The organism is Achromobacter sp. E1 (assembly GCF_037039475.1).
Lineage (GTDB): Bacteria > Pseudomonadota > Gammaproteobacteria > Burkholderiales > Burkholderiaceae_B > Achromobacter > Achromobacter mucicolens.
Genome location: NZ_CP146253.1, coordinates 4,062,947 through 4,075,509, shown reverse-complemented (window position 1 = coordinate 4,075,509; position 12,563 = coordinate 4,062,947). Strand labels below are relative to the sequence as shown.

The following is a 12,563-nucleotide window of genomic DNA, read 5'->3' as shown; positions in this document are numbered from 1 at the left end:
ACTTTGGCCGATATCGAATCATGGATTCCGAGTTCGCCGACATCAACCTGTCCGCCGTGGCAGGCGCCATCGCCGATCCCGCGCGCGCACGCATGCTGTGCCTGTTGCTGGACGGCCGCGCGCGCACCGCCACGGAACTGGCCGCGGCCGCCGACATCGGCGCGTCCACGGCCAGCAGCCATTTCCAGCGCCTGCGCGACCAGGGCCTGGTGGAAATGGCCGTGCAGGGCAAACACCGCTACTACCGCCTGGCCAGCGGCGAGGTCGGCCACGCGCTGGAGGCGCTGCTGGTGGTGGCGGGCGCCGAGCGCGCGCCGTTCAAGCCGACCACGCCGTCCGCGCTGCGCGACAGCCGCACTTGCTACGACCACATGGCCGGCACGCTGGCCGTGCGCATCCACGACGCGATGCTGGGCCGGCATTGGCTGACGCCGGACGGGCGCGACTATGTGCTCACGCCGCTGGGCGAAGCGTCGCTCGCGCAAGTGGGCGTCGACGTGGCCCAGGCGCGCCAGCGCCGCCGCCGCTTCGCTTGCGCTTGCCTGGACTGGAGCGAACGGCGTTCCCATCTGGGCGGCGCCTTGGGCGCGGCGCTGCTCGATGCGCTTCTCGCGCGCGGCTGGGTCGCAAAGGACCTGGACTCGCGCGCATTGCGCATCACGGCCAAGGGCGAGCGGCAATTCCCGGCATTTTTTGGCCTGGCGGGCGACCAGCCCGCAGCCCAAAGGGACACGCATGCAGCAGCGTGATCGATTCCTCGCCTGGCCCCATTCACCGCCCTGACCGGCGGTGCACCCGCACACAACTTTTCAAGCCGCGGATGCGGCTTTTTTTACGTCTCCCGTCCCTCGCGGACATTCTTCAACCCTGTACAGGAGGTGGCCTTGCCTACGCTGGCCTTGCACGCGTTCCGTCACGTCATGTCGATCGTGACGGAATTGCGCATCGACGTTAACCATAGTCCCCAGGAAGTGGACAAGGAGCTCGATGCCATCCACAACCGCATGAATCGTCCGATGGACCGCCTGCATGGATTGCCGGAGGTCAAGACCGACATTCCTGGCATCGTGCTTCGCTATCGCGAGGCCGACGGCGAGTATTACGTGTATGTGGTGGACATGCGCCGGAACCGGTTGGCGGGCTATACGGTGTTCAACCGGCTGATCGAAGTGGGCCGGCGCGCCGATCCCTACGTGCGCGCGCCGCATTCGAAGTACGCAGCGCCGTACCAAGGCATGGGCCTGGCCACGGCGGTGTACCGGTGGGCGCTGGACGCTGGCCTGTGCATTCTTAGCGGCGCCCGCCAGTCCGTCGGGGCGCACCGCCTGTGGATGGGACTGTCGCGCGACTACGCGCTGGGTTACGTGGACCTGCGCTGCAAGCAGCTCACCTATCTGGGGCGCGAGGTGGCGCCCCGCGTGCGCGATGACCTGCATACCCGCATGATCCTGCTCGGCAAGGGCTGGCGGTTGGACGACTACATGCGCGTGACAGGGATGAATATGTCCGAGGATGCGCTTTCGCAACAGACCCTAGGGTAATCCCCCGGAATTGGCGGTGGGCGCCATTGCGTGCAACGCAGGCGCCGGCTCGCAAGCCGCGCCGGCGCTGCCTTTCAGGCATGAAAGCGGATGCGCTTCTCAACATTTGAGAAACGGGGACACGCCTGCGTTGGCGCAACAGTGTTTCTATTTTCTGCTTGAGTTACAAAACTTATCCGGATTGTCATGAAATCACGGAGTATGCTCGACGGCAGATAGAGGACTACCGAAGTGCATCAGAACAACTTGATCTACAAGGGATACCGCCTCACGGCCAAGGTGTCCCGGGGCGGCGGCGCCATCGAGCCCCCGCCCGAAGCCAGCGGCCCTGTCTTCACTGCCTCGGTGATGGTTGTCCAGGCAGGCGCCATACTCGAAGGCGGCGACGAATACCCCGTGCCCCAGTTTGCGGGCGGCGGCTTCGTCTACAGTCCGCGCGAGGCCGTGCATGCGGCCATCGTGCACGGCCGCGAAATCGTCGACGGTCTGACCAACACGCCGTCCTGAGACGGCTAGGCCGAAAACACCTCTCGCCAGTCACGGGTCTTGGCCAGCGTCTGCACGGTGGCGGACTGCTCCAGGATCGTCACGGCCTTCTTGAATTCCTCGGCCGATGCGCCGTCTTCCAGAATCACCATGCGCGAGTTGCGCGCATCGGCCATCTTCACATCCGACATCTTGCCGTGGGTCTGGTAGACCTGCGTCCAGTCCATCTTCTTGCCCGCTTTCAGGGCGATCGGCTCGATGTAGGTGAGGGCGGTGCTGCCCGCCGCGCGCACCGCGTACGCAAAGTCCGCCGTGTGACCGCTGCTGCCCTTGGCGCGCGCGCCCTTGACCATGCGGTTCACGCCCACGCCTTCGGCCAGCGCGCGGCCCACCTGCGCGCGGAATCGCAGCTGGCTGAACCGTGGCATCCATTTCGCGCATTGGAACGACAAGGCCATCGCCAGCTTCACCGCGTCCCACAGCGCTTCCTGCAACTGCTCGACCGGACCTTCGGCCACGATGGCGCCCGACCGGTCGAAGCGGGCGAGCGTGACGCCCGGCGTTTCGTTCAGGATGTCGATGCGCTTGGCCGCCACGTCGATGCCAAAGCTGGACGCATGCATGGCGGTCTCACAGGCGTCGGTCAGGTAGAACGACGACTCATCGGGATGCGCGATGAAAAAGGCGGCGTGCTGGCCGTCCAGGCCCAACGTCATGGGAGAGACGGCGCGAATGGCGTGTTCGCCCGCCGGCAGGACGGTCCAGCCGGAGGCTTCCAGAAAATTGCTCATAGGATCAGTTCGATTTGGCGGCCTTTGAGGGGATGCGCAAAGCCGCCGGCCAGCGTCAGGTTCGCTCGCGGCAGGAAATACTGCATCAGCGCGCCGATGGTGTCCAGCGCGGGCACGATGGGCTCGGCATAGCCTTCGCCTTCTTCGACCCAGATGTGTTCATGACTGCGGTCGGCAAGCGGCTTGCGGTATTGCGGCCGGTCCGCGCCCACCAGGCTGGTGTGGAACGAGTCGTCGGTATCGACGCCATACACCCGGTGCGGGCCCACGAAGAGACTGGCGCAGAACGCCTCGGTCAGGAAGATGGTGGCCTGCCCATGCACTGCCGTGCGGGCGCCCCGGTACATGACGCGGAAGATCACGTCTTCGCGCACCTCGCCCTTGATCTTGCATGGACAGCTGAATTCCATCCATTGGGCGTTGCCCGCGGCGGGTTTCGGCAGCCAGAGGATCGGCTTGGCGGTTTCCTTGGGTTCGGCAAGAATCTCTTGCACCTCATCAACGGTGATTAGCGGTTCGAACTTGTTGGCCATGGAAACGAATCTAGGGTCTGGGGGCGCGCGAAGCAAAACGTGCATGCGGCATGCGCTGCGCCCCGCCGCGCCGCGGTGAAGACACGCGCGCGCAGCATTGCGAGGGGGCGTAATCTTACAAGATGAAGACTGCCGGGGTCTGCGGCCTGGATGGATATACAGGTGTTGGCGCTGCGCGGCCCGGAGCGGGTGAGGGCCGCGCAGCGCCGGGCGTCACAGAGACGTCGCGCCAAACGTGTCGCACTGCTTGATGCTGCCGCTTTCCAGGCCGCGCTTGAACCAGCGCACGCGCTGCGCGGAGCTGCCGTGCGTGAAGGCATCGGGCACGACGTATCCCTGGCTCTGCTTCTGCAGGCGGTCGTCGCCGATCGCGGTGGCGGCCGCCAGCGCTTCTTCGACGTCGCCCCCTTCCAGGATGTTGCGCGCGGCATCCGCGCGCTGCGCCCAGAGGCCGGCAAAGCAATCCGCCTGCAGTTCCAGCCGAACCGACAACGCATTGGCCTGCGACGGGTTGCGCCGGCGCAGTTGGTCCACCTGGTCCGAGATGCCCAGCAGGTGCTGCACATGATGGCCGACTTCATGCGCAATCACGTACGCCTGCGCGAAATCGCCGGGGGCCTTGAACCGATTCTGCAGTTCGTCGAAGAACGACAGGTCTATATAGACCTTGCTGTCGCCCGGACAGTAGAAGGGCCCCATGGCGGATTGGCCGGTGCCGCAGGCCGTGGGCGTGGCGCCGCGAAACAGCACCAGCTTGGGCTCGACGTACTGGCGGTTCAGTTCCTTCTGGAAGATGCCGGTCCACACGTCTTCGGTTTCGCCCAGGACCTTGGACACGAAGACGGCCTGGGGATCGTTGGCCGGCGGCGCCGAGGCGGGCGCCTGCTCCTGCACGGCCGGGCCTTCCGCCATGTCCAGGACCACGCGCGGATCGACGCCGAAGTACATCGCCACCAAGGCAAGTACTATCGTGCCTATGCCAATGGTCCCGCGGCCGCCGATTCGTGGGCCGCTGGAACGGCGGTCTTCCACGTTGTCGCTCTGGCGCGAATTATCGAGGCGCATACTGGTTCTCCGGGCGGATCGTCATTACCGCCATTTTGCATCGCCGCGCTATTGGGCGGCCTTCAAGGATGTTAGGATAAACCCATGGCTTTGTATTTCTCTGTCCACCCCGAAAATCCCCAGCCGCGGCTGCTCAAGCAAGCCGCGCAATGGCTCAATGACGGAGGCCTGGTGGCCGTGCCCACCGACTCCAGTTACGCCGTCGTCGCCCGCCTGGACGACAAAAGCGCCGCCGACGGGCTGCGCCGCCTTCGCGGACTGGACGAACGTCATCACCTCACCCTCCTGTGCCGCGACCTGGCCGAAATCGGCCACTTCGCCCGCGTCGACAACAAGCAATACCGGCTGCTGAAAGCCGCGACGCCCGGCCCCTGGACCTTCATCCTCGAAGCCACCAAGGAAGTGCCGCGGCGCGTGTCGCACCCCTCGCGCAAGACCATCGGCATCCGTGTGCCGGATCACGCCGTCCTCTTGGGCTTGCTGGAACAGGCGGGTGCGCCGCTGCTGTCCACCACGCTTATCCCCAAGGATGAAACCGAGGCGCTGAACGACGCCGAGGAAATCCGCGAGCGCTACGACCACGATCTGGCCGCCATCATCGATGCGGGCGCCTGCCCGCAAGCGCCCACCACCGTGATCGACCTGACCGGCGACGAGCCGGTCGTCGTGCGCCTGGGCCGCGGCGATCCCGCTACCCTCGGACTTGTCTGATATTCCCCCTCGCCTCGATGCACGAGACGCGCCGCGCTGGCGCGCGGCTCATCTACAATCCGGTTCGCCATGAATGACATCATCCAAACCATTGCGGTCTACGCGATACCGGTTATCTTCGCCATCACCCTGCATGAGGCGGCGCACGGCTACGTGGCGCGCATGCTGGGCGATCCGACCGCCTACCAGGCCGGACGGGTCAGCCTGAATCCCGCACGCCACATCGACCCCGTCGGCACGCTGCTGGTGCCGGTCGCCATCCTGCTGGCCTCCAAGCTCATGGGCAGTCCCGGCTTGCTCTTCGGTTGGGCCAAGCCGGTGCCCGTGGACTTCGGCCGCCTGCGCCGTCCCAAGAAAGACATGGCCTGGGTCGCGCTGGCCGGACCGGCCGCCAACCTGTTCATGGCCATTTTGTGGGCGCTGTCGCTGCGGCTCTTCATGGAAAGCGGCCTGCACGAAAGCTTCTGGTTCGAAATGGCGGTGGCGGGCGTTAACGTCAACCTGGTGCTGATGGCGCTGAACCTGCTGCCCATCCTGCCGCTGGACGGCGGACGCGTTCTCTTTAGCCTGCTGCCCAATCGCCTGGCCTGGCAATACTCGAAAATCGAGCCGTACGGATTGATCATCGTCATTGTCCTGCTGGTCACCGATGTGCTCTGGTTATTGATGCAACCGGTGCTCGGGCTGGGAACGACGATCGTTCAGTGGTTTCTGTAAGATTCCACCCAATATCCGTTAAACTCAGCGGTTTCACTGAATCAGGCCCTGGGGCAATCCCGCCGCGGGGTTTTGGAGCCCGACATCTATGGCATCCCCTGCTACCGCCGCAGGCGTTAATTTCCAGGGCAGCATGGTGGCCTTGGTCACCCCAATGCAACCCGATGGCAGCCTGGACTACGCTGCCTACCGGTCGCTGATCGACTGGCATGTCCAGGAAGGCACCGACGCGCTGGTGGTGGTGGGCACCACCGGGGAGTCGCCCACGGTCTCCATGGAAGAACACGCGGAACTCATCCGCGTTGCCGTCGAACATGCCGCCGGCCGCATTCCGGTCATTGCCGGCGTGGGCGCCAACTCCACCGACGAAGCCATCCACCTGACCCGCCACGCCAAGGCAGTGGGCGCGCAGGCTGGCCTGTCGGTCGTTCCGTACTACAACAAGCCGTCGCAGGAAGGCCTGTACCGCCACTTCCGCACCATCGCCGAAGCCGTCGACCTGCCCACCATTCTTTACAACGTGCCGGGCCGCACCGTTGCCGACATGAGCAACGAGACGATCCTGCGCCTGGCGCAGGTGCCGGGCATCATCGGCATCAAGGACGCCACCGGCGACATCGCCCGCGGCGGCCTCTTGCTGCGCGAAGCGCCTGCCAGCTTCCAGGTCTTCAGCGGCGACGATCCCACTGCTGCGGCCCTGATCCTGCTGGGCGCGCGCGGCAACATTTCCGTCACGGCCAACGTGGCGCCCAAGCTCATGCGCGACCTCTGTGCCGCCGCCCTCGCGGGCGATGTGCCCAAGGTCCGTGAACTTAACGCGTTCCTGGCGCGTCTGAACAAGGTTTTGTTCGTCGAAGCCAACCCCATCCCCGTCAAGTGGGCGTTGGCCCAAATGGGCCGCAGCGCGCTGGGCTACCGGCTGCCGCTGGTCGAACTGAGCGCGCAGCATCACGCAACGGTGCGCAACGCGCTCCAGGAAACGGGACTGCTCTAAATATCGTGAGGAAACGTATGAACAAGCGTCATGCCGGTTTGTCGGCATTGATGTCTCTGGTGTTGCTGGCCGGGTGCTCCGAGGTCAACCAATTCCTGGGCAATGAAGAATCGGTCGACTACAAGAGCGCGGTAAACCAGCGTGGAGAGCCTCTCAGCATTCCGCCCGACCTGACGCAGGCCAATAGCGATCCCCGCTACCGCGCGCCGGCCTCGGGTTCCACCACCTTCTCTGAATTCCAGCAACAGGGTGTGGCCCAGGCCAGCGCCCCGAAGACCAGCAACGTGCTTCCCAACCGTTCGGACATGCGTGTCGAACGCGACGGCGATCTGCGCTGGCTCGTCGTGGACCGTCCGCCCGAGCAGGTTTTCCCCCGCCTGATCGACTTCTGGACCGAAAGCGGCTTTACCGTCGCCACCAACAATCCCGGTGCCGGCCTGATCGAAACCGACTGGGCCGAGAACCGCGCCAAGATCCCCGAAAGCTGGCTGCGCCAGGCGCTGGGGGCGGTGCTGGAATCGGCATGGGATAGCGGCGAGCGCGAGAAATTCCGGACCCGCGTCGAACGCGTCAACGGTCACACCGAAATCTACGTCAGCCACCGCCAGATGCTCGAAAAGCGTGTCGGCTCCGACGGCTCGCAGGTGCAGTGGCAGAACGGCAAGGAAGACCCTGGCCTGAACGCCGCCATGCTGGCGCGCATGATGGTCTTCCTGGGAACCGACGTCGACAACGCCCGCAAGCTGGTGCAGCAGGCCGAGGCCTCGCCGCAGCGTCCCGCCGTGCAGCAAGACGTCCGAGCCCAGGGCGCGTCGCTCATCGTCAGCGAATCCTTCGACCGCGCCTGGCGTCGTGTCGGCGTGGCGCTCGATGGCGGCGGCTTCGCCGTCGATGACCGCGATCGTTCTTCCGGCGACTACTTCGTCCGCTATGTCGACACCGACACCGGCGAAAAGATGGAACAGCCCGGCTTCTTCAGCCGCCTGTTCTCTGGCGACAAGAAGGCGCAGGCAGCTCAGTACCGCATCCACCTGGTGGGCAACGGCGAACAGACGACCGTCTCGGTCCTGGACTCCAACGGTGCGCCGGACAGCAGCCCGACCGCGCAGCGCCTGCTGAGCGTCCTGAAGGACAAGATGTAATTGAACCGCCGGGCCGCGCGCTCACGCGCAGCGGCCGACGGCAGGGCCCCCGGGTCGGGGCCCCATGCCCGGCCGGCGGCAAGCGCGGACTTCGCCGTCGCTTACGTTCCGGCAAGGCACAAAAAAACCCTGGCATCACACATGCCAGGGTTTTTTTTGCGTCTTCAGTGCGGGGGTTCGTGCCTGAAGGATTACGACGCGGGGGTGGTCGAGCCGCCGGGGGTGGTCGAACCGGAGCCAGGCGTCGTGCCCGGGGCCGCCGGTGCGGGCGAGGCCGGCGGCGTGCCGCCAGGTGCGGGCGTGGTGGCGCCGGGAGTCGGGCTGGTCGCCGGCGCCGGGGCATCTTCCTTCTTGTTGCAAGCGCTGAGCGCGACGGCCAGCACCGAGGCAATAATCAAGGTTTTGCTCATCATTATTTGAACTCCTGTAGATGACGACTCTTGAAACCCCGTTAGGGGAAACCAGAACTCAGGCTACAGGAAGGTTCAGGCCGATCGCGTAGGAAAGTTAAATCGTTCGCATCCCAACGGCAACAAACCTTTCAGCTTGGTGTTATGTCTTTCTTGATGTGACCCGGTTTACAGACCTGATTTCTTTCTGTGTGACACGGATACGCGAACGTTTCCAGTTACTACTCGGCTCGGTAATGAATCCAGCCCGAGTCCAGCCAATCGGCCAAACATGCCCGTGCTTCGTCGGAAAGACGGGCGCAGGCGGGATGCGCGCAATCCAGGCTACGTGAATCAGCCAGCAGGCGCAATGCCGCATCCGCGGGCGTCATTGCGGTTTCTCCGTTGATGAACAGCTGTTTGCCGCGATAGAGCATGCGGCTGCGGCGGTCCAGCACCAGGCGCCCGGATGCGGGCCAGTCCTCTTCCAGATCCACGTCCATGCCCTCCGGCGCGTCGAACACGCTGAGGTTGCTGGGTTCGGTCAGCCAGCACCCCAGAAAGCGCGACGCCAGCGCGTCGTCAAAGCGCAGCTTTTCCACCGTTTCCAGCGTGGCGGCCACCAGTGCGTCGGGTAGCGCCGCGGGCGTATCCACGGCCGGCTGGGCCGGATCGCGGTAGACGGCCGACAGCTTCGGGCCGGGCAGGGCGGGCTCGCCGTAGGGACCACCCAGAAGGCCCACGCGGGCCATGACCTGGTCCGCAGCCGCTTCCAGCAGGCCACGCGCCAACGTCGCCTGCGTCGGCGCCCGGAAGCCGATGGAGATCGTCATGCAGCCATCGCCCATGGCAATGCCGTCGTGGGCGGCCTGCGGCGGCAGGTACAGCATGTCGCCGGGCGCCAGCACCGCCTTTTCCTCGGGCTGGAAGTTGCTCAGGATCTTGAGCGGCAAGTCCGGTTCCAGCGACAGGTCCTTCTGGCGGCCATAGCGCCATTCGCGCTCGCCCGCCGCCTGCAGCAGGAACACGTCGTAGCTGTCGAAATGCGGGCCGACGCCGCCGCCGTGGCTGGCGATGCTGATCATCACGTCGTCCAGGCGGGCGTCCGGAATGAACCGGAACAGGGCCATCAGCTCGGCGGCCGCATCGCTATGCAGGTCCACGCTCTGCACCAGCAGCGTCCAGTCGCCCTCGTTGTCCTTGGGCAGACGCGCAAAGGGGCCGTTTTCCATCTGCCATTCGCCGTTCTCGCGCCAGATGAGGCGCGACTCCACGTCGTCGCGGCGCGCGAGTTTCTTGATGGCCGCGATGGTGACGGGCGGCTTGAACGCCGGAATGGCCTGGCGGATCAGCAGCGGCTTCTTCTGCCAGTAACGGCGCATGAAGTCGTTGGGGCTTTGATTGCCCAGGAGCGCAAGCGGATGATCGAGGTTCATTGGAGGTGCTTCTTCAAGCGGTAAAGGGCATCCAGCGCTTCGCGCGGGGTGAGGCTGTCGGGGTCGATGGCGGAAAGCTCCTCGCGCAGGGAGTCGAGCGCCTCGATGGTGTCTGCACGTTCGGCCTGCGCATACGCCTGGGCGTCGGCCTCGGCAGCAGCCGAGAACAACCCCAGCTGCGGCGTGGGTGCGCCTTGCGCTTCCAGACGTTCAAGTTCGCGCGTCGCCTGCCGGATGACGGCGGCGGGCACGCCGGCGCGCTGGGCCACCTGAATCCCGTAGCTGCGGCTGGCGGGGCCTTCGCGCACTTCGTGCAAGAAGACGATGCCGCCCGCCGACTCGGCTGCGGCCAGGTGGACGTTGGCGGCCGTAGGCTGCTCGGCGGGCAGGCGGGTCAATTCAAAGTAGTGCGTGGCAAACAGCGTCAGCGCGCGGTTGTGCGACAGCAGGCGGCACGCAATGGCCCACGCAAGCGCCAGGCCGTCATACGTGGACGTGCCGCGTCCGATTTCGTCCATCAGCACCAGGCTGTTAGGCGTGCTGGCCGACAGGATGGCCGCGGCCTCAGTCATTTCCATCATGAAGGTCGAGCGTCCGCCCGCCAGGTCGTCGGCCGCGCCGATGCGGGTGAAGATGCGGTCGATCTTGCCGATCCGGGCGCGCGAGGCCGGCACGAAGCTGCCAATGCGCGCCAGCAGCACGATCAGCGCCACCTGCCGCATGTACGTCGACTTACCGCCCATGTTCGGGCCGGTGATGAGCAGCATGCGCCGCGCGGGATCCAGACGGCAGCCGTTGGGGGTGAAGCGTTCGATGACGCGTTCCACCACCGGATGGCGGCCGGCCTCGATGTCGATGTCGGCCTGCTCGGACAGCTCGGGCGCGATCCAGTCGTGGCGCTGCGCGTGTTCGGCCAGCGCGGCCAGCGTATCCAGCTCGGCCAGCGCCGCGGCGCAGTCGGACAGCGGACGCACGTGCTCGGCAAGCACGTCGAGCAATTGCTCGAACAGCCATTTTTCGCGGGCCAGCGAGCGGTCCTGCGCGGACAGCACCTTGTCCTCCCAGGTCTTGAGCTCGGGCGTGATGTAGCGCTCGGCATTCTTGAGCGTCTGGCGGCGGCGGTAGTCTTCGGGGACCTTCGCCGTCTGGCCCTTGGTGACTTCGATGTAGAAGCCATGCACGCGGTTGAACTCCACGCGCAGGTTGCTGATGCCGGTGCGCTCGCGCTCGCGGGCTTCGAGCTGGACAAGGAAGTCCCCGCCGTCCGCGGCCAATGCGCGCAACTCGTCGAGTTCGGCGTCAAAGCCGGCTGCCAGCACGCCGCCATCGCGGATGGCCACGGCAGGCTCGGGCGCGATGGCGCGCACCAGCAGGGCGGCCAGGGCAGGGTCCACGGACAGATGCGAGATCAGTTCGCCGATGCGCGGCGAGGCGGACATCGGTTCGACCAGGTCGGCAAGCGCGGGCAAGGCCTGCAGCGCGTCGCGCAGGCTGGCGAGTTCGCGCGGGCGCACCGACCGCAGCGCCAGGCGCGCGGCAATGCGCTCGATGTCGGGAAAGGCATTCAGGGCGGCGCGCAGCGCTTCCAGCAGACCGGTCGAGCCAAAGGTCTGCTCCACGTCCATGCGCCCGGCCAGCAGCGCCGAAATGGCCTGCTGGCGCGCCAGCGCCTGGTCGTTCTCGCGCAAGGGGTGATGGAGCCAGCGGCGCAGCAGCCGGCTGCCCATCGGCGTGCGGCAGCCGTCCAGCAGCGAAAACAGCGTGGGCGAGTCTTCGCCCGACAGCGTCTGCGTCAGTTCCAGGTTGCGGCGTGTGACCGGGTCCAGCAGCACGAACTGCCCGGGCCGCTCGGCCGACAGGCTTTGCACGTGCGCCAGTGCCTGCGACTGCGTGCGCGCGGCATAGCGCAGCAAGGCGCCGGCCGCGCAGATGCCGGCCGGCATGTCTTCGATGTCAAAGCCCGCCAGCGTGTCCGTCTTGAAATGCGCCAGCAGGTGCGCGCGCGCGCCGTCGCTTTCGAAGTGCCAGTCCGGCACGCGGGAGCGGGCGCCCTCGAACGGAAAGTCGAACTCGGCGGTGTCGGCGCAAACGATCTCCGCCGGCGCAATGCGGTGCAATTCCGATTCCAGCTGCGCGGGCGCGCATTCGGTCACCCGGAACTCGCCGCTGGCCAGATTCAGCCACGCCAACCCCGCGCGCGGCGCGCGAGCGCTGCCGCTGACGCAGATGGCCGCCAGCGCGCGGTCCGCCTTGGCGGGCAGAAGGGCGTCGTCGGTCAGGGTGCCGGGCGTCACGATGCGCACGATGCGGCGCTCGACCGGCCCCTTCGAGGCGGCCGGATCGCCGATCTGCTCGCAGATGGCGACGGATTCGCCCATCGCCACCAGCCGGGCCAGGTATTGCTCCATGGCATGCACCGGCAGGCCAGCCATGGGGATGGGCACGCCGTTGGACGAGCCCCGCCTGGTCAGTGTCAGATTGAGCAGCCGCGCGCCACGCTCGGCGTCTTCGTAGAACATTTCATAGAAGTCGCCCATGCGATAGAACAACAGCAATGGCCCGGCCTCGGCTTTGAGGCGCAGGTACTGTTGCATCATGGGGGTGTGGCCCGCGTGGGCGTCGGCGGAGGTATTTTGCAGTGCAGAATTCATGCCCGTGATTGTATCGGGGCGGGGAGGGCGCCGCTGAACAGCGGCGTGGCGATTTGGCGATGGGTTGCGATTTTTCGCATGACTGCGCACCTGGACGAATGGTACGC

13 protein-coding genes are annotated in these 12,563 nt (G+C 66.0%); 7 read left to right on the top strand and 6 right to left on the bottom strand.

What is annotated here, in order from left to right:
• Positions 1–20: 20 nt before the first annotated feature.
• From V6V88_RS18920 to V6V88_RS18910, 3 genes are all read left to right on the top strand, one after another.
• Positions 21–749 (top strand): winged helix-turn-helix domain-containing protein, encoded by a 729-nt coding sequence (locus V6V88_RS18920; protein ID WP_338615950.1) that lies wholly within the window; start codon positions 21–23, stop codon positions 747–749.
• Positions 750–884: 135 nt separating this feature from the next.
• Positions 885–1,541: an N-acetyltransferase gene (locus V6V88_RS18915; protein ID WP_223576316.1), complete on the top strand. Its 657-nt coding sequence runs from the start codon at positions 885–887 to the stop codon at positions 1,539–1,541.
• Positions 1,542–1,772: 231 nt separating this feature from the next.
• Positions 1,773–2,048: a hypothetical protein gene (locus V6V88_RS18910; protein WP_062842113.1), complete on the top strand. Its 276-nt coding sequence runs from the start codon at positions 1,773–1,775 to the stop codon at positions 2,046–2,048.
• A gap of 5 nt (positions 2,049–2,053) precedes the next feature.
• On the opposite strand, the gene V6V88_RS18905 is transcribed toward V6V88_RS18910, so the two are convergent.
• The 3 genes from V6V88_RS18905 to V6V88_RS18895 form a co-directional block, all read right to left on the bottom strand.
• Complete coding sequence (locus V6V88_RS18905) at positions 2,054–2,818, bottom strand: DUF1828 domain-containing protein (RefSeq protein WP_338615947.1); 765 nt, start codon at positions 2,816–2,818, stop codon at positions 2,054–2,056.
• Positions 2,815–3,351, bottom strand: coding sequence for a hypothetical protein (locus tag V6V88_RS18900; protein ID WP_056323388.1), 537 nt, complete (start codon positions 3,349–3,351; stop codon positions 2,815–2,817). The genes V6V88_RS18905 and V6V88_RS18900 overlap by 4 nt, the downstream gene beginning before the upstream one ends.
• Positions 3,352–3,564: 213 nt before the next feature.
• Complete coding sequence (locus tag V6V88_RS18895) at positions 3,565–4,416, bottom strand: neutral zinc metallopeptidase (RefSeq protein WP_128828751.1); 852 nt, start codon at positions 4,414–4,416, stop codon at positions 3,565–3,567.
• Between the two features lie 84 nt (positions 4,417–4,500).
• Between V6V88_RS18895 and V6V88_RS18890 the strand changes: the two genes are divergently transcribed.
• From V6V88_RS18890 to bamC, 4 genes are all read left to right on the top strand, one after another.
• On the top strand, positions 4,501–5,127 hold the full coding sequence (locus V6V88_RS18890; protein WP_223576314.1) for an L-threonylcarbamoyladenylate synthase: 627 nt from the start codon (positions 4,501–4,503) through the stop codon (positions 5,125–5,127).
• Between the two features lie 69 nt (positions 5,128–5,196).
• Positions 5,197–5,844, top strand: coding sequence for a site-2 protease family protein (locus V6V88_RS18885; RefSeq protein ID WP_056323397.1), 648 nt, complete (start codon positions 5,197–5,199; stop codon positions 5,842–5,844).
• Positions 5,845–5,932: 88 nt separating this feature from the next.
• Positions 5,933–6,838, top strand: a complete 906-nt coding sequence (gene dapA, locus V6V88_RS18880) for a 4-hydroxy-tetrahydrodipicolinate synthase (RefSeq protein WP_056323399.1) — start codon at positions 5,933–5,935, stop codon at positions 6,836–6,838.
• A gap of 17 nt (positions 6,839–6,855) precedes the next feature.
• The gene (bamC, locus tag V6V88_RS18875; protein ID WP_062842110.1) at positions 6,856–7,980 is read left to right on the top strand and encodes an outer membrane protein assembly factor BamC; all 1,125 of its coding nucleotides are present in this window, start codon (positions 6,856–6,858) and stop codon (positions 7,978–7,980) included.
• A gap of 191 nt (positions 7,981–8,171) precedes the next feature.
• Here bamC and V6V88_RS18870 read toward each other — a convergent pair whose 3' ends face one another.
• The 3 genes from V6V88_RS18870 to mutS form a co-directional block, all read right to left on the bottom strand.
• A complete protein-coding gene (locus V6V88_RS18870) occupies positions 8,172–8,390 on the bottom strand; it encodes an endopeptidase (RefSeq protein ID WP_223576531.1) in 219 nt (72 codons plus the stop codon).
• A gap of 221 nt (positions 8,391–8,611) precedes the next feature.
• Complete coding sequence (locus V6V88_RS18865) at positions 8,612–9,805, bottom strand: cupin domain-containing protein (protein WP_062842109.1); 1,194 nt, start codon at positions 9,803–9,805, stop codon at positions 8,612–8,614.
• Complete coding sequence (gene mutS / locus V6V88_RS18860) at positions 9,802–12,456, bottom strand: DNA mismatch repair protein MutS (protein WP_338615946.1); 2,655 nt, start codon at positions 12,454–12,456, stop codon at positions 9,802–9,804. Before mutS ends, V6V88_RS18865 begins: the two co-directional genes overlap by 4 nt.
• Positions 12,457–12,563: the final 107 nt, after the last annotated feature.